The 20,086-nt window shown below is 67.3% G+C and carries 18 protein-coding genes; 8 read left to right on the top strand and 10 right to left on the bottom strand.

Translation table 11 applies throughout. The features are described 5' to 3' along the window. Window positions 1–34 precede the first annotated feature (34 nt). The 8 genes from J2P76_RS20300 to J2P76_RS20265 all read right to left on the bottom strand — a co-directional run bounded on the left by J2P76_RS20300 (window position 35) and on the right by J2P76_RS20265 (window position 10,331). Window positions 35–1,372, bottom strand: a complete 1,338-nt coding sequence (locus J2P76_RS20300) for an NAD(P)H-dependent oxidoreductase (protein ID WP_207409654.1) — start codon at window positions 1,370–1,372, stop codon at window positions 35–37. Next, window positions 1,369–2,244 carry a phytanoyl-CoA dioxygenase family protein gene (locus tag J2P76_RS20295; protein WP_207409653.1) on the bottom strand — a complete coding sequence of 292 codons (876 nt, stop codon included), beginning with the start codon at window positions 2,242–2,244 and terminating at the stop codon, window positions 1,369–1,371. The genes J2P76_RS20300 and J2P76_RS20295 overlap by 4 nt, the downstream gene beginning before the upstream one ends. Before the next feature lie 81 nt (window positions 2,245–2,325). Further along, window positions 2,326–2,997, bottom strand: coding sequence for a GntR family transcriptional regulator (locus J2P76_RS20290; RefSeq protein ID WP_207409652.1), 672 nt, complete (start codon window positions 2,995–2,997; stop codon window positions 2,326–2,328). A 75-nt stretch (window positions 2,998–3,072) separates the two neighbouring features. Then, window positions 3,073–3,633 carry a 5'-3'-deoxyribonucleotidase gene (locus J2P76_RS20285; protein WP_207409651.1) on the bottom strand — a complete coding sequence of 187 codons (561 nt, stop codon included), beginning with the start codon at window positions 3,631–3,633 and terminating at the stop codon, window positions 3,073–3,075. 53 nt (window positions 3,634–3,686) lie between these two features. Further along, window positions 3,687–4,253 (bottom strand): RNA 2',3'-cyclic phosphodiesterase, encoded by a 567-nt coding sequence (thpR, locus tag J2P76_RS20280; RefSeq protein ID WP_207409650.1) that lies wholly within the window; start codon window positions 4,251–4,253, stop codon window positions 3,687–3,689. Window positions 4,254–4,447: 194 nt separating this feature from the next. After that, window positions 4,448–5,920 carry an efflux transporter outer membrane subunit gene (locus tag J2P76_RS20275; protein ID WP_207409649.1) on the bottom strand — a complete coding sequence of 491 codons (1,473 nt, stop codon included), beginning with the start codon at window positions 5,918–5,920 and terminating at the stop codon, window positions 4,448–4,450. A 15-nt stretch (window positions 5,921–5,935) separates the two neighbouring features. After that, window positions 5,936–9,121 (bottom strand): efflux RND transporter permease subunit, encoded by a 3,186-nt coding sequence (locus J2P76_RS20270; RefSeq protein ID WP_207409648.1) that lies wholly within the window; start codon window positions 9,119–9,121, stop codon window positions 5,936–5,938. 16 nt (window positions 9,122–9,137) lie between these two features. Next, entirely contained in the window at window positions 9,138–10,331 is a 1,194-nt protein-coding gene (locus J2P76_RS20265; protein WP_207409647.1) for an efflux RND transporter periplasmic adaptor subunit, read from the bottom strand. Window positions 10,332–10,588: 257 nt separating this feature from the next. Between J2P76_RS20265 and J2P76_RS20260 the strand changes: the two genes are divergently transcribed. The 3 genes from J2P76_RS20260 to J2P76_RS20250 all read left to right on the top strand — a co-directional run bounded on the left by J2P76_RS20260 (window position 10,589) and on the right by J2P76_RS20250 (window position 13,637). Next, window positions 10,589–11,602 (top strand): LysR family transcriptional regulator, encoded by a 1,014-nt coding sequence (locus tag J2P76_RS20260; protein ID WP_207410609.1) that lies wholly within the window; start codon window positions 10,589–10,591, stop codon window positions 11,600–11,602. Window positions 11,603–11,691: 89 nt separating this feature from the next. Next, window positions 11,692–12,795 carry an AI-2E family transporter gene (locus J2P76_RS20255; protein ID WP_207409646.1) on the top strand — a complete coding sequence of 368 codons (1,104 nt, stop codon included), beginning with the start codon at window positions 11,692–11,694 and terminating at the stop codon, window positions 12,793–12,795. A gap of 77 nt (window positions 12,796–12,872) precedes the next feature. Then, window positions 12,873–13,637, top strand: a complete 765-nt coding sequence (locus J2P76_RS20250; RefSeq protein WP_207409645.1) for a phytanoyl-CoA dioxygenase family protein — start codon at window positions 12,873–12,875, stop codon at window positions 13,635–13,637. A 156-nt stretch (window positions 13,638–13,793) separates the two neighbouring features. Here J2P76_RS20250 and J2P76_RS20245 read toward each other — a convergent pair whose 3' ends face one another. After that, window positions 13,794–14,603 (bottom strand): IclR family transcriptional regulator, encoded by an 810-nt coding sequence (locus tag J2P76_RS20245; protein ID WP_207409644.1) that lies wholly within the window; start codon window positions 14,601–14,603, stop codon window positions 13,794–13,796. A 177-nt stretch (window positions 14,604–14,780) separates the two neighbouring features. Between J2P76_RS20245 and J2P76_RS20240 the strand changes: the two genes are divergently transcribed. From J2P76_RS20240 to J2P76_RS20220, 5 genes are all read left to right on the top strand, one after another. Further along, window positions 14,781–15,770 carry a Bug family tripartite tricarboxylate transporter substrate binding protein gene (locus J2P76_RS20240; RefSeq protein WP_207409643.1) on the top strand — a complete coding sequence of 330 codons (990 nt, stop codon included), beginning with the start codon at window positions 14,781–14,783 and terminating at the stop codon, window positions 15,768–15,770. A gap of 26 nt (window positions 15,771–15,796) precedes the next feature. Beyond that, window positions 15,797–16,594, top strand: a complete 798-nt coding sequence (locus J2P76_RS20235; protein WP_207409642.1) for an MBL fold metallo-hydrolase — start codon at window positions 15,797–15,799, stop codon at window positions 16,592–16,594. A gap of 35 nt (window positions 16,595–16,629) precedes the next feature. Continuing rightward, window positions 16,630–17,535, top strand: coding sequence for an NAD(P)-dependent oxidoreductase (locus tag J2P76_RS20230; RefSeq protein WP_207409641.1), 906 nt, complete (start codon window positions 16,630–16,632; stop codon window positions 17,533–17,535). Beyond that, complete coding sequence (locus tag J2P76_RS20225) at window positions 17,525–18,571, top strand: glutamate cyclase domain-containing protein (protein ID WP_207409640.1); 1,047 nt, start codon at window positions 17,525–17,527, stop codon at window positions 18,569–18,571. The genes J2P76_RS20230 and J2P76_RS20225 overlap by 11 nt, the downstream gene beginning before the upstream one ends. A gap of 146 nt (window positions 18,572–18,717) precedes the next feature. Continuing rightward, window positions 18,718–19,359 carry an arylsulfatase gene (locus J2P76_RS20220; RefSeq protein ID WP_207409639.1) on the top strand — a complete coding sequence of 214 codons (642 nt, stop codon included), beginning with the start codon at window positions 18,718–18,720 and terminating at the stop codon, window positions 19,357–19,359. Between the two features lie 17 nt (window positions 19,360–19,376). Here the strand turns inward: J2P76_RS20220 and J2P76_RS20215 are convergent, their stop codons facing one another. Further along, a complete protein-coding gene (locus J2P76_RS20215) occupies window positions 19,377–20,027 on the bottom strand; it encodes a glutathione S-transferase family protein (protein WP_207409638.1) in 651 nt (216 codons plus the stop codon). Window positions 20,028–20,086 lie beyond the last annotated feature (59 nt).

Genomic DNA, 20,086 nt, shown 5'->3' with positions numbered 1-20,086 from the left:
GAATTTCACCATCTGAACTTCTCGGGCCGCGCCTTCAGGCGAACGATTGTTCCATTTCGCGGCGGAACTGCACGGCCGGGGCGCGTTCGTCGAAGTCCACATCGTGCCAGCGGATGGGCTGCGACTGCTTTACCGGGTTCTTCAGCTTCACCTTGTGCGCCAGCCCCAGCGGCAGATAGCCGTCTTTGACCGAATCGCGCGCCGGCATCAGTTTGCCGTACACGGTATAGCCGCCCTCGCCGTCGAGTTCCTGGCCGACGGCAAGATCGCGCTTGGCGGTGGCCACCACATCGCCGTGCCAGCCCGAGGCCGAGCCGGTGGGTTCGTGGCGCAGGCCCACGCTGGCCACGCTGATGCCCAGTTCCAGACCGATCAGGTGATAGGGCTTGAACATGGCCGCGTAGTTGCCGGTGGGGTCGGTGACCAGGCCGTATTCCTTGAAGCAGCGCCGCACGTAGTCGCTGTCGGCCGCCAGGGTGACATAGACGCCCCAGCGCAGGTCGCGGAACACCGGGCGCCCGTCGCGTTCCAGCGACGAAATCACCTCGACCTGGCCGCGATGGTGCAGCATGCCGCCGTCGTCGCGCGGGCGCAGCACGCGGGCCAGGTCGTCCACGCCGCAGGGCGGGAAGTGCAGCCCCGACGGCGCCGGCAGCAGGCCGGTGGCGTTGGCCACCGCCGCCATCTCGATGGCGCTCTTGGTGCCGTCCAGGAAGCTGTTGAACATCTGCGCATTGAAATCGCCGGCGGCCACCATCTCGTCGGTAAAGCCGTAATAGGGCCACACGGTGTCCGGCGTCGAGGTGTGGAATTCGGGCAGGTACTTGGTGCCCTTGCCGGCGGCGATGACTTCGAAGCCGCTGGCGCGCGCCCAGTCGACCATTTCGCAGATCAGGGCGGGCTGGTCGCCGTAGGCCAGCGAATACACAATGCCGGCCTCGCGGGCGCGGCGCGCCAGCAGCGGGCCCGCCAGCGCGTCGGCCTCGACGTTGACCATGATGATGTGCTTGCCGTGCTCGCAGCAGGCCAGCACGTGCGCAATGCCGGCCGCGGCCTGGCCGGTGGCGTCGATCACGATCTCGACTTCCGGGCAGGCGATCACCGCGGCCGCGTCGTCGCTGAAATACACCCGGCCCGAGTGAACGGCATCCGCCGGGTTTTCGGCCCGCAGCGCGTCGGCGGGCCAGCCCACCCGGGTCAGCGCGGCGCGCGCCCGGTCGGGCCGCAGGTCGGCCACGGCCACCAGCTGGATGCCCGGCGTGCGTCGGGCCTGGCTGAGAAACATCGATCCGAACTTGCCGGCGCCGATCAGCGCCACGCGCAGCGGCTTGCCGTCTACGGCGCGTTGCTTGAGCATGCGGTGCAGATTCATTGCGCAGTCTCCTCGAGGCGCTCGAGCGAGGTCCGTGCCGCCTCGGCCGGCGTGCCATCTTGCCATGGCAGTTCCACAGCATAGTCCTTTTGCAGGCAGTCGTCGGGCAGGCATTCGATGGGGGCGAAATTTCTATGCGCAATCCATTCCGGGCGCTTGAAGCGCCGGATGTGGTTCGACACCGCGCACAGGCTCAGGTAGACGCTGACGCGGTTCCAGGGGCTGAGATTGGACGACGACGCGTGCACCAGGCAGGAATGGAACAGCAGCATCGATCCGGCCGGGCCTCGCGGGGCGACGATGCCGCCGTCGCGGCCGCCGGCCTTCTCTACCATGGTGCGGATGTTGTCGTTGTTGATCGTCCACAGCGGGTAGCTGGTGGTGGTGGTGTCGTGCCCCGCCTCGAGCACGCCCAGGCGGTGGCTGCCGGGAATGAACATCAGCGGCCCGTTGTACTCGTTGACCTCGTCCAGGAAAATCGCCACGTTCATGGCCCGCGGCGAAGGCATCAGGTCGTCGTTCAGCCAGGTGCCGTAGTCCTGGTGCCACTGCCATACGTCGCCGTCGAACGCGTTCTTGCCGTTGACCTTGAACTGGTGCATGTACACGGGCTCGCCGAACAGCTGTTCCACCGGGCGCACCATGCGGGGGTGGCGCGCCAGGCGCGCGAACGGCGCGCTGTACAGGTGGGCCGCGAAGTTGGTCCGCACCGCGCCGCCATGCTTTTCGCGCACGTTCTCGGCCCGGTCCTGTGCATACAGGCGCGGCACCTCGTCGGTGAGCATGGCGATTTCCTGCGGCGAGAACAGGGCGGGAAAGAACAGATACCCGTCCCGGTCGAATTGCTGGCGTTGCGCTTCGGTAAGTTGCATCGTCGTCTCCGGGTGGGGCCGGCTGGCGCCGGCTCTGGTGTTTCCGGCGTCTCGCGCCGGTGCAGGGGAAGGGGGCGCGCCTTACGCGCGCGGTGTCGCAAGGCGCGGAATCAGCCCCGCCGCGGCCCGCTCGGCGTGCTCGCGCGACAGCGTGGCCGCGCGCTCGTCGTCGCCGGCGTTGATCGCGGCCACGATGGCGCTGTGTTCGTCCCACAGGCCCGCCCGGACGGCGGCCGGCTCGCATACGGCGCACATCACGCGTTCCAGGTGGCCCCATTGCGGCCGCATCACCGAGGCCAGCAGACGGTTGGCCGAGGCCTCGTAGATGGCGTGGTGCAGCTGCGTGTCGGCGGCGATCAGGGCCGGCATGCGGCCGCGCCGCAGGGCGGCCAGCCCGCGTTCGACCAGCGCGGCGGGCAGCGGCGGCGTGGCGCCGGCCGCCACGCGCCGGGCGGCAAGGCGCGCCGCCAGGGCGTCGACTTCGGCGCGCAGCTGGTAGAACTCGGCCACAAGCTGCGGGTCGAGCGGCGCCACCTGCAGGGTGCCGCGCCCGTCGGCGCGAATGGCCAGCCCATCGCGTTCCAGGTGGGCCAGGGCCTGCAGCACCGGCTGGCGCGAAATCCCGAAGCGGGCGGCGAGCTCTTCCTGGCCCAGCCGCAGGCCGGGCGCCAACTGCCCTTCGATGACGGCTTCGCGCAGTTGCGTGTAGACGGTGTGTGCCAGGTCGCTGGCGGCGGGCAACGGTTTCAGCATGGCGGCCTTCCGTGGATTTCTGTATTCAGAATACAGAAATCCACGGCCGTGTCACGCTGCGGCGCCGCATTGGCGCTAGCGGTCTGCCGTATACAGCTCGCCGGCCAGCACGTTGCGCCAGTTGGCCCAGGTAAGCCGCGGGCGGTCGGTTTCCTGGCGGTTGTAGGGCGTGTCGTACACGATGTGGCGCCAGCTGGGCCGCACCGCGCCCTGGATGCGCGGCTTGTCATCAATGAGCAGGTCGCCGCGCACCAGGGTCTTGTCGCGGGTCAGGACCAGGCGTTCGGTGGCCGCGCGGCCCAGGTGGCGTTCCACCCACAGGTATTTCTCGGCCACGCAGTTCTCGAACTGCAGCAGGGGCGAGGTGCAGATGCGCACGTCCATGCCCAGCGCCAGCAGTTCGCGGTAGGCCTCGACCGCGCCGGGCACCGGCGGCAGGTCGCGGATGAAGCCGGGGGCGGTATAGATGGCCTCGGCGCGGGCGCGCAGGTCGGGCGGGTAGTCGTCCAGGATGCGGAACGACCGGCGGCTTTCGTAGGGCACGGGCGCGATGTCGGGGTGGCGCGCGCGCCAGGCATCCAGGAACGCATGCTCGAAGTCGGCCAGGACGCCGTCTTGGTCCAGCAGGATCAGCATGATGTGCGCAGGGCGGGAACGGGCCCCGATTGTGCCACGCGCCGGGTGGGCGGTCAGCCTGCCGAGCGGGCCAGCACCTGGTAGTGGGCCACGCCCTCGCGGGGACGCGACTGCACCAGCACATAGCGGCGGTACTGCCATTGCACCGGCGGCGGCGCGGCCGGCGTGCCGTCCAGGCGCGCGGCCCGCCGCAGCAGGGTGACGTGCGGCTTGAACGCCTGCGCGGGCCGCGGCCAGCCCAGCGGTTCCAGCCAGTCCCACAGGGCGTCGTGGGTGTGCTGCAGCGCCGGCGGCACTTCGGCGGGGCCGGCCCACACAATGCCCTGGCGCGCGAACGTGCCGTAGCGGTCCAGGGTGATGCTGCCCGGCCGGGCGCGCTGCCGGGCGGTGGCAGCCACCAGCGCGGCGGCGCGCTCAGCGTCGACCGCGCCCAAAAATGCCAAGGTCAGGTGCAAGGTGTCGGGCCGCATGGCGCGCCCGCCGCAGGCGGCCTGGGCTTGTGCGGCCCAGCTTGCCAGCGTGGCGGCCAGTGCGGGCCCAGGCCATAACGCGAAAAACAGGCGGACGCCGGCCGGGGCGGCCGCAGCGACAGGCGCAGCGGAACGGGAAAAGGCGGGCATGACGCCACATTATGGCCGACTCCAGGCAAGGAATGCTACGTGGACATTGCCGCCACAGGTGTCTGACACCCGTAGGGTGTCAGACATCGACGCTTAGACTAGGCCTTCTGCACACAGAGCGGTGTCTGACACCCTTCGGGAGCCACCACCTGGCATAGCGGGTGGTGACACCGCCGCGTATGCAAAGCACGGCCTCATCGTTGCGCCAGGGACGGCGGCAGCGGCGTGTCCCAGCCGCCGCCCAGCGCCCGCACCAGGTTCACGGCCGAACGGGCGCGTTCGCCGTCCAGCTGCACCGACACGCGCTGCTGCGCCAGCACCGTGCGGTCGGCCTCGATCACATCCAGGTAGCTGATCGAGCCTTCGCGGTACTGCGTGTGCGAGATGCGCGCCGCGCGCTGCGAAGCCTGCAGCGCGGCGTCCTGGGCCGAGGTCTGGCTGGACAGGATGCGCAGGTTGGCCAGGTTGTCTTCCACTTCGCGGAAGGCCGTCAGCACGGTCTGCCGGTAGTTGGCCACGTCTTCTTCATACACCGCGCGGGCGCGGTCCAGGCCGGCCTGGCGGCGGCCGCCGTCGAAAATCGGCAGCGACAGCGCCGCGCCCACCAGCGGCCCCAGCAGGAAGGTGCGGCTGGACCACTCGAACAAGTCGCCCAGCTCGGCCGATTCGAACCCCGCCGCGCCCGTGATGTTCAGGCTGGGGAAGAACGCCGACTTCGCCACGCCGACGCGCGCATTGGCGGCCGCCATGGCGCGTTCGGCCGCGGCAATGTCGGGGCGGCGTTCCAGCAGGGTGGACGGCAAGCCGGCCGGCACAGTGACCGCGATCCGCGACAGCGGCTGCGAAGGCAGGCTGAATTCGGACGGCGCCTTGCCCAGCAGCACGGCCAGCGCGTGTTCGGCATTGGCGCGGCGGCGTTCGAAGCCCAGGGCCTCGGAACGCGCCGATTCCAGTTCCGAGCGGGCGCGCGCCAGGTCCAGTTCGCTGATGTCGCCCGCGTCGTAGCGGCGCTGGATCAGCTGCAGGGTCTCGGCGCGCAGGTCCACGGTCTGCCGGTACAGCTGCAGGCCGGCGTCCAGCTCGCGCACCTGGAAGTAGGCCTGCGCCACGTCGGCCTGCAGGGCCAGCAGCACCGAACGGTACAAGGCCTCGCTTTGCTGCGCGTCGGCGGTGGCGGCGTCCACGGTGGATGCCACGCGGCCGAACAGGTCTACTTCATAAGATACGCTTGCCTGGGCGCGCCACAGCGTCGACGGATCGGTCGAATCGTTGGCCGACAGGCCCTGCGAGGCCGGCGAAGGGCGCTGGCGCGTGGGGCCGAAGCCGGCGTCCACGGTGGGAAACCGCTGCGAGCGCGCATCGCCCAGCAGGGCGCGCGCCTGCTTCAGGCGGGCCGCGGCGGCCTGCAGGCTGTGGTTGGCCTGCTGCGCCTGGTCTTCCAGCGCGTTCAGCGTGCTGTCGCCGAACAGCTTCCACCATTCGCCGCGCAGCGCCTGCTCGGCCGGCTGGGCCGCCTGCCACGAGCCGGCTTCATGCGCCGGCAGGGCTTCTTTGTAGGCCGCCGGCGTGTCGACTTCGGGCCGGTGGTACTCGGGGCCCACCGCGCAGCCTGCCAGCACCAGCAGCGCGGCCAGCAGGGCGGGGGCACGTGTCAATAAGTGCTTCATGATCAATGTTTCTCTTCAATGGCCGGTATGCGGCGCGGTGACCGGCGCCTCGTGTTGCGCGGCCGAGTGCAGCTTGCGCGCGCTCAGGGTCCGCAGCAGTACGTAGAACACCGGTGTCAGGAATAGGCCGAACAGCGTCACGCCCAGCATGCCGAAGAACACCGCCACACCCATGGCATGCCGCATTTCCGAGCCGGCGCCCGAGGACAGCACCAGCGGCACCACCCCCATGATGAATGCGATCGAGGTCATCAGAATCGGGCGCAGGCGCAACCGGCTGGCCTCGATGGCCGCCTTCAGGGGCGTGCTGCCCTGCATTTCCAGCTCGCGCGCGAACTCCACGATCAGGATCGCGTTTTTGGCCGACAGCCCCACCAGCACCATCAGGCCGATCTGCGTGAAGATGTTGTTGTCGCCGCCCGTCAGCCATACCCCGGTCAGCGCCGCCAGAATGCTCATCGGCACGATCAGGATCACCGCCAGCGGCAGCGTCAGGCTTTCATACAGCGCGGCCAGCACCAGGAACACCAGCAGCACGCTGATGGGGAACACCCAGATGCCGGCGTTGCCCGCCAGAATCTGCTGGTAGGTCAGGTCGGTCCATTCGAACTTCACGCCGCGCGGCAGCGTTTCGGCGGCGATGCGTTCGGCCGCGTCCTGCGCCTGGTCAGACGAATAGCCCGGCGCCGGGCCGCCGTTGATGTCGGCGGCCGTGTAGCCGTTGTAGCGAACCACCATTTCCGGGCCGAAGGTCTGCTTCACGTCCACCAGCGCCGACAGCGGCACCATCTGGCCCGTGTCGCTGCGGGTCTTCAGCTGCAGGATGTCGTCGGGGTGGGCGCGGAACGGCGCGTCGGCCTGGGCCCGCACCTGGAACACGCGGCCGAAACGGTTGAAGTCGTTCACGTACATCGAGCCCAGGTAGATCTGCAGGGTGTCGAACACGTCTGTCACCGGCACGCCCAATTGCTTGGCCTTGACGCGGTCCAGGTCGACGTCGAGCTGCGGCACGTTGATCTGGTAGTTCGAGAACGTGGGGCCCAGCTCGGGCGTCTGGCGCGCCTTGGCCAGGAAGGCCTGGGTGGCCTTGTCCAGCTCGGCGTAGCCCAGCGCGGCGCGGTCTTCGATCTGCAGCTTGAAGCCGCCCATGGTGCCCAGCCCCATCACCGGCGGCGGCGGGAACACCGCGATGAAGGCGTCCTTGATGCCGGCGAACTTGGCATTCAGGCTGCCGGTGATGGCATTGCCCGACAGCGCCGCGCTGTGGCGTTCTTCGAACGGTTTCAGCGTAACGAACACGATGCCGGCGCTGGAGCTGTTGGTAAAGCCGTTGATCGACAGGCCCGGGAAGGCAATCGCGCTTTCCACGCCGGGTTCTTTCAGCGCGATGTCCGACATGCGGCGGATCACGTCTTCGGTGCGGTCCAGCGAGGCGCCGTTGGGCAGCTGGGCAAAGCCGATCAGGTACTGCTTGTCCTGCGCCGGCACGAACCCGCCCGGCACCAGGTACGAAATGCCCACCGTGGCCGCCAGCAGCACCGCGTACACGGCCATCGCGCCGCCCTTGCGGCGGATCACGCCGGTGACGCCAATGGCGTACGAATCGGATGCCCGCCCGAAAAAGCGGTTGAACCAGTTGAAAAAGCCGCCAAACACCCGGTTCATGCCGCGCGTCAGCCAGTCGGGCTTGTCGTGGTGGCCCTTGAGCAGCAGGGCCGATAGCGCCGGCGACAGGGTCAGCGAGTTGAAGGCCGAGATCACCGTCGAGATGGCGATGGTCATGGCGAACTGCTTGTAGAACTGGCCCGACAGCCCGGTCATGAAGGCCAGCGGCACGAACACCGCGCACAGCGTCAGCGCAATGGCGATGATGGGCCCGCTGACTTCGCGCATGGCGCGGTAGGTGGCTTCGCGCGGCGTCAGCCCGGCCGCGATGTTGCGCTCGACGTTTTCCACCACCACGATCGCGTCGTCGACCACAATGCCGATGGCCAGCACCATGCCGAACAGCGACAGCGCATTGATCGAATAGCCGAACAGCAGCAGCAGCGAGAACGTGCCCACAATGGACACCGGCACCGCCAGCAGCGGAATGATCGAGGCGCGCCAGGTCTGCAGGAACACGATCACCACCAGCACCACCAGCGCAATGGCTTCCAGCAGCGTCGAGATCACCGCCTTGATGCTCGACCGCACGAACTGCGTGGGGTCGTATTCAATGCGGTATTCCACCCCGGGCGGGAAGTCGGCCGACAGTTCCTTCATGGTGTCGCGCACCTGGGACGACACGTCCAGCGCATTGGCGCCGGGCGACTGCATGATGCCCATGCCGATGGCCGGCTTGTTGTTCAGCAGCGAGCGCAGGCCGTATTCCTGCGCGCCCAGCTCGATGCGGGCCACGTCCGACAGCCGCGTCACGGCGCCGTCGGGCGACGACTTCAGGATGATGTTGCCGAACTCGGTTTCGTTCTGCAGGCGGCCCTGGGCGTTTACCGAGAACTGCATCGGCACATCGCCCTGCGTGGGCGACGCGCCGATCACGCCGGCCGCCACCTGCACGTTCTGCTCGCGTATCGCGTTGACCACGTCGGATGCCGTCAGGCCGCGCTGCGCCACCTTCTGCGGATCCAGCCACACGCGCATCGAGTAGCTGCCCGAGCCCCAGATCTGCACTTCGCCCACGCCGCCGATGCGCGCCAGGCGGTCTTTGACGTTCAGGACCGCGTAGTTGCGCAGGTAGGTGATGTCGTAGCGGTCGTCGGGCGAGATCAGGTGCACCACCAGCGTCAGGGTGGGCGAGCTTTTGGTGGTGGTCACGCCCAGGCGCTGCACGTCGGGCGGCAGGCGCGGCAGCGCCTGCGACACGCGGTTCTGCACCAGCTGCTGGGCCTTGTCGGGGTCGACGCCCAGCTTGAAGTACACGGTGACCGCCAGGTTGCCGTCGCTGTTGGCCTGCGACTGCATGTACAGCATGTCTTCGACGCCGTTGATGGACTCTTCCAGCGGCGAGGCCACCGTGGCGGCAATGACCTTGGGGTTGGCGCCGGGGTATTGTGCCCGCACCACCACCGAAGGCGGTACCACTTCGGGGTACTCGGAGATCGGCAGCTGGAACATGGCCAACAGGCCCGCCAGCAGCACGATCACCGACAGCACGCCCGCGAAGATCGGCCGGTCGATGAAGAATTTCGAGATATTCATGCTTGCTTCCGATCGCTTAGTTCAGGCTGGCCGCGGCGGTTTGCACGGCGGCCGCCGGCGTGTCCATCGACACCAGGTTGGGCGCCACCGTGTCGCCCGGGCGCACGCGCTGCAGGCCGTTGACGACGATGCGCTCGCCGGCCTTCAGGCCGCTGGTGATGACGCGCAGGTTGCCCCGGCTGGCGCCCAGCGACACCTGGCGGTACGCGGTCTTGTTGGCGTCGTCCACCACCAGCACGAAGCGCTTGTCCTGGTCGGTGCCGATGGCGCGTTCTTCCACCAGCACCGCCTCGCGCGGCTGGGTGCCGCCCAGGCGGATGCGGGCGTACATGCCCGGCACCAGCAGGCCGTCGGGGTTGTTGAACACGGCGCGCACGCGGATCGTGCCCGACGAGGTGTCGATGCGGTTGTCCACCGACTTCACCACGCCTTCACGCGAATAGCCCGCTTCGTTGGCCAGGCCCAGCTGCACCGGCACCGATACGCCCGCGGCGCGGGCCGGGCTGACATACTTCAGGTAGGCCTGCTCGTCCACATCGAAGGCCGCGTACATTTGCGACACCGACACCAGGGTGGTCAGCGGCACCGAGCTGGCGCCCGCGGCCACCACGTTGCCCTCGGTGATCTCGGCGCGCGACACGCGGCCGGCCACCGGCGCCACGATCTCGGTGTAGCCCAGGTTCAGCTTGGCCGCGTCCAGCGCGGCCTCGGCCGCCTGCAGGTTGGCGGCGGCTTCGCGCGCGTCGTTGCGCTTGGACTCGAAATCGCGGCGGGCGATGGCGTTTTCGGCCAGCAGCCGCTTGCCGCGCGCCAGTTCCGACGCCGTGAAGGCCACCCGCGCGCGGGTGGCGGCCAGTTGGGCGGCAGCGCGGTCCACTTCGGCCGCGTAGGGGCGGGGGTCGATGGTGAACAGGGGGTCGCCCTTGTTCACCAGGCTGCCGTCCTGGAAGTGCACGGCGGTCAGCGTGCCCGATACCAGCGGGCGGATGTCGACCCGGTCAATGGCTTCCAGCCGGCCGGAATAATCCTGCCAGTCGACAATGGTCTTGCCCAGGGCGGGCGCCACGTCCACGGCGGGGGCGGCCGGGGCCGACTGGGCCTGGGCCGCGCCGCCGCCGGCCGGGCCGCGCAGCAGGGTGTAGCTGCCGCCGGCGGCGATCAGGGCCGCGAAAACCGCCAGCAATACAATGCGTTGGCGCGAAACAGTCATGGTGTTTCCTTGAACATAATATGGGGACGAATGACCAAGGGCGGCGGGGAAGCAGGCGTCCCGCGGGGGCAGGGACCAGCGCGGGGCGTTGGTCTGAGGCTATCGGTCAATTCAAGACGATTGCATTTTGAATGTTTTCCACCAGGGGATAAACATTGCTGGATCGTCAACACTAGTCGAACCGGACGAACAATAGCGGCGCAAAGCGCGGTATGCTGAGCGCACTCATTTCATTTATTGCCATCCAGGACACGACCATGGACCGCTTTCAAGCCATGCAGGTCTTCGTGCGCGTTGTCGACGCCAACAGCTTCACCCGGGCCGCCGACAGCCTGGCGTTGCCCCGCACCACCGTCACCACCGCCGTCCAGAATCTCGAGCGCCGCCTGGGCGTGCGCCTGCTCAACCGCACCACGCGCCGCATCAGCCTCACGCCCGACGGCGCCGCCTATTACGAGCACAGCACCCGCATCCTGGCCGAAGTCGAAGAAACCGAAGCCTGCTTCCAGGAAGCGGCGCTGCGGCCCAAGGGCAAGCTGCGCATCGACGTGCCGGCCAGCATCGGCCGCCTGATCCTGATCCCCGCGTTGTGCGAGTTCCACACCCGCTATCCCGACGTCGAGCTGGTGCTCGGCATGGGCGACCGCCGGGTCGACATGGTGCAGGAAGCCGTCGATTGCGTGATCCGCGGCGGCGAACTGGAAGACTCCAGCCTGGTGGCGCGCCGCATCGGCACGTTCCAGGTGCTGACCTGCGCGGCGCCGTCCTACCTTGAGCGGCAGGGCATGCCCCACACGCTGGACGACCTGAACAGCCATTACGCGGTGCATTACTTTTCCAGCCGTTCCGGGCGCAACTGCAACTGGGATTTCGTCATCGACGGCAAGACCCGCGAAATCGACGTGCCGGGCTGCGTATCGGTCAACGACTGGAGCGCCCACCTGGCCTGCGCCCTGCAGGGCTTCGGCCTGGTGCAGACGGCCCGCTTCATGGCGCTGCCGCACCTGCAGGCCGGCGAACTGATCGAAGTGCTGCCGCAATGGAAACCGCGCCCGGTGCCGATCTCGCTGCTGTATCCGCAAAGCCGGCAGCTGTCGCCCAAGGTGCGGGTGTTTTCCGACTGGGTTGCCGAGCTGTTCGCGCGCTGCCCGCTGCTCAGCGGCGGCGACGGCAGCGAAGGCTGCGCCGGCGTCGAGAAAGCCGAGCTTACCCCGGCGGCCGAGCGGGCCACCCGGCGCGGCGTGGCGATCGAGGCCGAGTACGTGCTGTAAAACCGCGCCGGCGCGGCGGCCGGGGCGGGGGGTGAATTCCGTACTGTATATTTGGGCGTCGCGTCCACGCACCCCCCGTTTCCCGCCCCATGCATCAGCCCGTCCTACCCGCGTACCTGATCGCCCGCTGGCTACTGCTGCTGGTGCTGCTGGCGGGCGCCTATTTTCTTAGCGGATTCCTGGTTCCCGCCCTGGCGGCGCTGATCATCGGCCTGGCCACCTGGCCGCTGTTCCAGCGCATTGTCGGCAAGTGCGGCGGCCGCACCGCCCTGGCCGCCACCGTGGCGCTGGTGGGCGTCATCCTGGTGCTGATCGTGCCGCTGACGCTGGCGCTGTCGTACGCGGTGCAGGAAGCCAGCAACTTCTTCGCCTGGGCGCTGGCCGCCAACCGCCACGGCATGGCGGTGCCCGACTGGATTTCCTCGCTGCCCGCCGTGGGGCCGCGCCTGGCCGTGTACTGGCAAACCTATCTGGGCGAGCCGCACGCCCTGGGCGCCCTGGTGGAAATGGTCAGCGGCGAGCACCTGGGCAACATCTACCGCATGGTGCTGTCGGCCACCGGCAACGTGTTCCAGCTGGTGCTGAACGTGGTGTTCATGCTGATCACCCTGTTCTTTGTCTATAAAGACGGCGACCGCATGATCGCCCAGCTCGACGTGCTGGGCGAGCGCATCCTGCCCACGCGCTGGCAGCGCTTTTCGCGGGTGGTGCCGGCCACGGTGGGCTCTACCGTTACCGGCATGAGCCTGATCGCCGTGGGCGAGGGCGTGGTGCTGGGCGTGGCCTACTGGCTGGCCGGCGTGCCTTCGCCGGTGCTGCTGGGCGTGGTCACCGGCTTCATGGCGCTGATTCCGGGCGGCGCGCCGCTGTCGTTCACCCTGGTGTCGCTGTACCTGATCGGTTCGGGCCACTTGGTGGCGGGCCTGGCGCTGCTGGCCTGGGGCACCATCGAATTGTTCATCGTCGACAAGACCCTGCGCCCGCGGCTGGTAGGCGGGCCGGTCAAGCTGCCGTTCCTGCCCACCTTCTTCGGCCTGATCGGCGGCGTCAAGACCATGGGCATCGTGGGTTTGTTCGTCGGGCCGGTGCTGATGGCCCTGCTGGTGGCCGTGTGGCGCGAGTGGGTGCGCAATGTCGAGCGCGAACGCGACGCCGCGCGGCTGGAGGCCGCCGCCGAGCCGCGCGGCGACTAGGCCCAGGCCCGCGCGCCGCCAACGGCCGGGCGCGGTAAGCTGGGCATGGTCTGGCTTTTATTCGTTCGAGGTTCAGAATGTCTGCATCATCCGTGGCCGAGCAGGTGGCCACACTGCGCGAGCAGGGCTTCGTGGTGGCCCGCCAGTTCGCCGCGCCCGCCACGGTGGCCGCGCTGCGCGGCCAGGCCGAACAAGACCTGGCCCGGCAAGTCGGGCCGATTGAATACGAAGCCGACCTGCAATACCCCGGCGCGCCCGCATCGCGCCAGGCGCAGGGCGGATCCACCGTGCGCCGGCTGCTGGGCGCCTACGGGCGCGGCCCGTTGTTCCAGGCCTGGGCCACCTCGTCCGAGGTAGGCGCCTGGATGCGCGCCTACTTCGCCGACACGCCGGTGCTGTCCACCGTGCACCACAACTGCGTGATGACCAAACATCCCGCCTACGGCAGCCTGACCGGCTGGCACCAGGACATCCGCTACTGGTCGTTCAGCGACGACGACCTGGTTTCCACCTGGCTGGCGCTGGGGCACGAAACCGCCGACAACGGCGGACTGTTCTTCATTCCCGGTTCGCACGCGCAATCGTTTTCGGCCGCGCAATTCGACGACAAGAAATTCTTCCACGCCGATTTGCCCGAAAACCAGCCATGGATCGACCGCGCCGTATGCCCCGACCTGCAACCCGGCGACGTCGTGTTCTTCCACTGCCGCACCCTGCACGCCGCGCGGCAGAACAGCAGCCAGCAGGTAAAACTGTCGCTGGTGCACACCTACTATCCGCAGAGCTGTACGCCCTTGCCGGGCACGCGCTCAGCCTCATCGCCGGGAGTGCCGCTGGCCTGAGCGGCAAAAGCGCGCAGGTGCAGCACAGGTGTCTCAGAAAGCCAGGAGACAGGTGTCTGACTCCCAAAGGGTGTCAGACACCGCACTGCTTGAGACAGCCGTCGCACCCCTCGATGTCTGACGCCCTCCGAGAGTCAGGCGCCTGCTTGCCAAGCTTCAATCCCCCCGGTCCCCGCGCGCCACCCGCTGGTCCAGCAGTTTGCCCAGCTCGCTTGCCTCGCGCTGCAATATCTTGGCCAATTCCTTTTCCCGCGCCGGCGTCATCCGCAGCGCGATAGCGGTGACGCTCAGCGCGGCCACCGGCCGGCCCGCCGCCGTCAGAATCGCCACGCTGACCGTGCGCGCGCCCGGCACTGCCACGACGTCCATCGCCACATAGCCCGCCTTGCGTGCCTTGGCCCGCAGGGCGCGCACCCGGTCCACGCTCATGCCTTCATAAGTGGCGATGCGTTGCGCGTTGTGGCCCAGCACCAGCTCCGCCACGTCGTCCGGCAGCGCGCTCAGCATCGCCAGGCTGCCGCCGCCCACCCCCAGCGGGCGGCGCGTGCCCACATCCACCACGAACGTCTTGATGGGATACGACCCGATGGCGCGGTCGGCGCACACCGCATCGTCGCCGCTGCGCACCATCAGGAACACGGTATCGCCCGTGTCGTCGGCAATGCGTGCCAGCGCGGGCTTGCACAGCTGCGGCAGGTCCAGCCGTTCGGCCGCGGCCATGCCAATGTCGTAGGCCAGCCGGCCGAAAGAATAGCGCCGCGTGTCGGCGTCGTACGCCAGCAGGTCTTCGGCGGCCAGGCACTGCAGCATGCGATGCGCGGTGCTGCGGTCGATGCCCGTGCGCGCCGCCAACTGCGCGGACGAAGCACCCTTGCGGCAGACAGTCAGTTCGCGCAGCAAGGCCACAACGCGTTCGATGCTTTGGGTGCCGGAGCGGGGCGTGGAATGAAGTGGGGTTTTTTGCATGATCATAATGTGATCATAAATTTACTGGGTTTGCTTGCCTGGAAACAGGCTTGCTCGTAGAGTCTTCAAAAAACAGCCGTAGCACCCACGGGAATCTGCACTCTATCGCATTTTCGATATGTGCACAATGTGAACATACTGGCCGAAAAATCCCGACGGCCAACAGGAGACAAACTCATGCAACTGATGTCCTTCTTTTGGAACCGTCTGGCATGCACAGCCGCGGCGGCCTGCCTGGCTTTCGCCGCGCTGCCCGCGCATGCCGACACCTACCCCGCGCGCCCGATCCGCATCATCGTGCCCTTCGCCGCCGCGGGCACCACCGACCTGGTCACGCGCATCCTGGCGCAAGAACTGGGTACCCGCTGGAACGTGCCCATCGTGGTGGACAACCGTCCCGGCGCGGGCGGCAACATCGGGTCCGACGCCGCCGCGCATGCCGAACCCGATGGCTACACGTTGCTGATGGGCACCGTGGCCACGCACGGCATCAATGCCAGCCTGTACAAGCGCATGCCTTACGACCCGGTGAAAGACTTCGCGCCGATCGGGCTGGTGGCATCCACGCCCAGCGTGCTGGAAGTCAATCCCAAGGTGCCGGTCGATTCGGTGGCGCAGTTCATCGACTACCTGAAGGCCAACCCCGGCAAGTTGTATTTTGGTTCGGCCGGCAACGGCAGTTCGCACCACCTGGCGGGCGAATTGTTCGATTCGATGGCGGGGGTGAAGATGGTGCACGTGCCGTATCGCGGCACCGCCGCCGCCGTCACCGACTTGCTGGCCGGGCAAGTTCAGGTGATCTTCGACACGTTGCCGTCCGCCATGCCCTACGTGAAGTCCGGCAAGCTGAAGGCGCTGGCCGTTACCAGCCCGCAGCGCGACCCGGCCTTGCCCGATGTGCCCACCCTGGCCGAATCGGGCCTGCCGGGCTACGAAGTGGGCTCGTGGTACGGCCTGCTGGCGCCGGCCGGCACTCCGCCCGACGTGGTGAAAAAAATCAGCACCGCCGTGGCCGACATCGTGCATACCCCCGACACCCGCCGCAAGCTGCTGGAACTGGGCGCCACCCCGGTGGGCAACACGCCCGCGCAATTCGCCGACTATATCCAGCGCGAAATCGCCAAGTGGGCCGTGGTGGTGAAGGCGTCCGGCGCCCAGGTGGACTAGGCCCGCACACGAACACGGAGACGCCAATGAAAATACTGGCCGACGGCGCGCATGCCATCTACATGATAGGCGGCGGGGGCATGGGGGTGTCGCACCCCACCGATGCGCACATTTACGTGGTGGACGGCGGCAGCGAAGCCGCCATGATCGACGCCGGCAGCGGCATACAGCCCGAGTGGATGCAGTCCAACCTGGCAAGCGACGGCGTGCCCCTGGAAAAGATCCGGCAGATCGTGCTTACGCACACGCACTGGGATCACGCGCGCGGCTGCGCCTGGTGGCAGCGCGCCACGGGCGCGCGCATCCTGGCGCACAGCCTGGGCCGCGCCACGGTGGAAGAGGGTGAGTGGGCCCATTCGCACGTCGCGCGCCGTGGCATTCCTTCGCAGGGGGCTTCGGTCGCGCGCAGTCTTGAAGACGGCGACGAGATCGCGGTGGGCGGCTTGCGGCTGCAAGTTGTGCATACGCCGGGCCACAGCAGCGACTCGATTTCCCTGCTGCTGCAATTTGGCGGCAAGCGCGTGCTATTCGGCGGCGACACCGTGTTCGCCGAAGGCGGCCACGGCACCGTGTCGGCCAACACCGATTTCCGCGCCTACCGCGATTCCGTGCGGCGCCTGGCTGCCCTGGAAATCGATGCGCTGCTACCCAGCCACAAGCAATTCGTGTTGTCGCGCGCCCACGAGCACGTCGCCATGCTGGAACGCAAGCTATCGGCCAACTGGACCGATGTCGTCACCGCCCGGGTGCCATTCTTTCCCACGTGGTGGCTCGAACACGACGCCAGTCTTTATGAAGATGCCGTCGCCAGCGCCTCGCGCTAGGCAGATTTTCTTGCAGTCAATTGGAGAGTTAAAACATGGATCGGAACAAGCCCGCCATCGGCGTGGTCGGATTGGGCAACGCGGGCCTGTCGCTGGCCGTGCCGCTGATGCACGCCTTCGGCGTCATGGGCTATGACCGCGACGCGAGCCAATGCGACAGGGCGCGCCAGGCTGGCTTGCGCATCGCAGCCACGGCCGCCGAGCTGGCCGCGCGGTGCGACATCGTGCTGCTATCCCTGCCCACGCCCGCGGCGTCGCTGGCGGCAGCCAGCGAGCTGGCGCAAGGCGGCCTGGCGGGCCGCCTGATCATCGAAACCAGCACCGTCAGCCCGCACGACGTCGCCGAGCTATGCGCGCTGGCCGCGCAGCACGGCGCCACCGTGGTCGACGCCGCCATCGTCGGCGGCGTGCACAAGCTGCAACAGGGCCGCGCCACCTTCCTGGTGGGCGCTTCGGCGGGCGACTACGCGCGCGCGAAGCCCGTGCTGGAAGCCGCCGCCGAAGAAATATTCCACTTGGGCGAGGCGGGCAGCGGCATGCGGGCCAAGCTGGTCAACAACGCCGTCGCGCACACCACCATGGTCATGCTGCTGGAAGGCGCCGCTCTGGCTGTGAAAGCGGGCGTGCCCATCGAGGTGTACTACACGCTGATGGAGCGCGAATCCGGCCTGCTGCGGCCGTTGACGCACCGCTTCGGCGAGCGCATCCGCCAGCAGAATTTCGAAGGCGGCATGCCCACTGCCAACGCCCGCAAGGACTCGATGCTGGCGCTGGACCTGGCCCGCGAACTGGGCGTGCCGCTGTTCACCATGCAGGCCTCGCACACGGTGTACGAAATCGCCCATGGCCAGGGGCTGGACCGGCTGGACTACGCCGCGATCTCCAAGCTGTGGGAAAACTGGCTGGATATCGGCTTCGACAGGGGCTGGAATGAGCAATAACATCGCGGCCGCCGGCGTGAACCCGTGGTTTTACGACTACCTGGACCACATCGCCAACCTCGAACTCAAGAACAAGCCGGCCCAGCAGGGCGGCACTCAACTGCGCTACGGCGTGGCGCGCGAACAGCAGGGCGGCACACCCATCTGCGGCCAGATCTCGCAGGCCCTGGTGCCGCGCCTGCATCTGGGTACCGTCATCGTGGTAACGGGCACCGGCAATCCGGTGTGGCTGCCGCACGGCGAAACCGACGGGCCGTCGGGCGCGGCCGTGCTGGCGCGTATGTTCGCCGCACTGGGTGTGCGTACCTGCGTGCTGTCCGAAGCGCAGTTCCTGCCTGGCATCCAGGCATCGATACAGGCTGGCGGTACGCCGTTGCTGGCCGAAAATTCCTGGCGGCAGCGCAGCAACGCCGCATGGTGCCTGCCGTTTCCCGCCGGCAACGCGGCGGCAGGGCCGTTTGTGCAACAGCTGCTGCAACAACTACCGGATCTATCGGGGGCGTTTTTTGTGGAAAAGCCCGGACCCAATCTGAAGGGGGTATTTCACAACAGCAGCGGCAAGGCCAAAGACCCCGATTGGGTGGCCCATGCGCACGTGCTGGCCCAGGCGTTGCGCCAGCGTGGCGTGCTGACAGTGGGCGTGGGCGATGGCGGCAATGAAATCGGCTTTGGGAGAATCCGCGAGCAGCTGGAAAGCCGCCATCCGTATGGAAGGGACTGCGGGTGCGATTGCCATGGTGGCTTGCTGGATTCCACGATGGTCGACTTCCTGCTGCCGGCATCGGTGTCCAACTGGGGGGCTTATGCCATTGCGGCGGCCATGGCATTGGCCTGTGGGCGGCCTGCGTTGTTGCCCGCTTGGGACGATGTGGCGCAGAGTATTGGCGCGCCTATCGCCTATGGGGCGTTCGATGGGTATAGCGGGATGGCGGTGAGTACCGTGGATGGGGTATCGCTGGGGGCCAACCGGGCGGTTTATCGGTTGATGGAAGAGGTGGTGGAGCTGGATCGACAGGGACGGGAGGTGGGGTTGTAGTAGGGGTAGCTGAGGGAAGCCGGTCGACAGGCTGGAATCGGCTCATTTCTGGGGGAACTGTCGATACCAGTATTGCCAATGGCCTTGTTGCGACACGAAGCCAATAGAACAATCCTTTCGAACCTTGCTTCGAAAGGATAGGCCGCATGAAAATCTCGTTTTTGCACACGATCGAAAGCAACAAAGCGCTCTTCGGACGCGCGGCAGTGAAAGCCGGCTGGTCATCAGATCAAATTCGCCATGCAACTCGCGAAGATCTTCGGCAGGCAATGGCACAGCGATCGGCGCCAGGCGGCGGCGCACACGGGCTGGTCCACGAAGCGCTGCGGGGCTTGATGGCCGAGGCCGATGCGGTAATCGTGACGTGCGCAACGCTTGGCCCCGCGGCCGACACCATGGCAGCACCCTCCGTTCCCATCATCCGGGCGGACGCGGCCCTGGCCAAAGCGGCGTCGCGCGCCGGAAGAAACCTTGCCGTGCTCTGTGCCGTCGAATCAAGCGTTGCATCGAACCGGGCGCTCTTCGAGCACTACGCGGCCGCCACCGGCGCGAGTGTGACGGTTCGATTGATTCCCGGCGCCTGGGCGCTTTACCAGGAAGGCAAACAGGCGGCATGCATGGCGGCATGCGCGCAGGCGGCAGATGAGGCGTATGCCCAGGGCTTTGATGTCGTGGCCTACGCGCATCCATGGATGGCGGACTCTGCGGAGTTGGTGGAGAGCAACTGCCGGCCGATGCACGGCGTACAGGCGGCGCTGGACGCGGCCCGCGCCCTGCAGGTGGTGTAGCAACGCTTCGCCGTACGTTATGAGAGCCGTGCCCGTAGCTCGCCGGAGCGGGCAGGTTCCGACTTCTGCCATGCATCCAAGGCGCGAACCTGTGCGAACCATCTTTGTAGATGCTCGTATGCCGCGATTGGAAGCTTCGCCGCCTCAGTATGCATAAGAGGAGATGCAATCGCCAGGTCTGCCAGGGTGAGCCTGTCCTGGGCGACCCATTGCTTATCAGCAAGATGCTCGTCAAGCACTTTCGCAGACGCGAAGATCAGGGCCTCGCCCCGCGCGATTTCAGCCGGGTCGGGGCCGCCTGTTCCGCCAACCATCTTCTTGGAGATTCGCTCTCTGCTGATGATGCCGACTGCCGGGGTGAAATGGTACGCAGACCAGAAAAGCCACCGATTGATATCAGCGCGAAGCTGAATATCTTGGGGGTATAGCGCTTCTGCGCCTCTCTTATCCGCCAGATATTGCATGATCGCGTGAGATTCCCAAAGCAAGAATCCGTCATCGTCCAGCAGAGGCACCTTGCCGTTCGGGTTGATTCGGAGGTATGCGCCGGTTCTGTGCTCGCCCTTGAGCAGATCAACAGTGATGAGCTCCAACTTTGCTTCCAATATGATCGCTGTTAGAAGAACGCGGCGGGAATTGGAAGAAACCGGATGATAGTAGAGGCGCATTTGTCCTTTCCACGATGGGGGCGGGGTTGTAATTTCCCATCCGGCACAAGAACCAGGAT

The organism is Bordetella petrii (assembly GCF_017356245.1).
Taxonomy (GTDB): Bacteria; Pseudomonadota; Gammaproteobacteria; order Burkholderiales; family Burkholderiaceae_B; genus Bordetella_A; species Bordetella_A petrii_D.
Note: the sequence above shows the minus strand (reverse complement) of the source record. Positions and strands in the feature narration are given on the sequence as shown.

Excerpts from the sequence above, each read along its gene's own strand:
- J2P76_RS20245 (WP_207409644.1), bottom strand. The coding sequence starts at position 14,603 with ATGCAAAAAACCCCACTTCATTCCACGCCCCGCTCCGGCACCCAAAGC.
- J2P76_RS20270 (WP_207409648.1), bottom strand. The coding sequence starts at position 9,121 with ATGAATATCTCGAAATTCTTCATCGACCGGCCGATCTTCGCGGGCGTG.
- J2P76_RS20300 (WP_207409654.1), bottom strand. The coding sequence starts at position 1,372 with ATGAATCTGCACCGCATGCTCAAGCAACGCGCCGTAGACGGCAAGCCG.
- J2P76_RS20235 (WP_207409642.1), top strand. The coding sequence starts at position 15,797 with ATGAAAATACTGGCCGACGGCGCGCATGCCATCTACATGATAGGCGGC.
- J2P76_RS20230 (WP_207409641.1), top strand. The coding sequence starts at position 16,630 with ATGGATCGGAACAAGCCCGCCATCGGCGTGGTCGGATTGGGCAACGCG.
- J2P76_RS20265 (WP_207409647.1), bottom strand. The coding sequence starts at position 10,331 with ATGACTGTTTCGCGCCAACGCATTGTATTGCTGGCGGTTTTCGCGGCC.
- J2P76_RS20290 (WP_207409652.1), bottom strand. The coding sequence starts at position 2,997 with ATGCTGAAACCGTTGCCCGCCGCCAGCGACCTGGCACACACCGTCTAC.
- J2P76_RS20255 (WP_207409646.1), top strand. The coding sequence starts at position 11,692 with ATGCATCAGCCCGTCCTACCCGCGTACCTGATCGCCCGCTGGCTACTG.
- J2P76_RS20240 (WP_207409643.1), top strand. The coding sequence starts at position 14,781 with ATGCAACTGATGTCCTTCTTTTGGAACCGTCTGGCATGCACAGCCGCG.
- J2P76_RS20275 (WP_207409649.1), bottom strand. The coding sequence starts at position 5,920 with ATGAAGCACTTATTGACACGTGCCCCCGCCCTGCTGGCCGCGCTGCTG.
- J2P76_RS20285 (WP_207409651.1), bottom strand. The coding sequence starts at position 3,633 with ATGCTGATCCTGCTGGACCAAGACGGCGTCCTGGCCGACTTCGAGCAT.
- J2P76_RS20220 (WP_207409639.1), top strand. The coding sequence starts at position 18,718 with ATGAAAATCTCGTTTTTGCACACGATCGAAAGCAACAAAGCGCTCTTC.
- J2P76_RS20250 (WP_207409645.1), top strand. The coding sequence starts at position 12,873 with ATGTCTGCATCATCCGTGGCCGAGCAGGTGGCCACACTGCGCGAGCAG.
- J2P76_RS20225 (WP_207409640.1), top strand. The coding sequence starts at position 17,525 with ATGAGCAATAACATCGCGGCCGCCGGCGTGAACCCGTGGTTTTACGAC.
- J2P76_RS20215 (WP_207409638.1), bottom strand. The coding sequence starts at position 20,027 with ATGCGCCTCTACTATCATCCGGTTTCTTCCAATTCCCGCCGCGTTCTT.
- thpR (WP_207409650.1), bottom strand. The coding sequence starts at position 4,253 with ATGCCCGCCTTTTCCCGTTCCGCTGCGCCTGTCGCTGCGGCCGCCCCG.
- J2P76_RS20260 (WP_207410609.1), top strand. The coding sequence starts at position 10,589 with ATGGACCGCTTTCAAGCCATGCAGGTCTTCGTGCGCGTTGTCGACGCC.
- J2P76_RS20295 (WP_207409653.1), bottom strand. The coding sequence starts at position 2,244 with ATGCAACTTACCGAAGCGCAACGCCAGCAATTCGACCGGGACGGGTAT.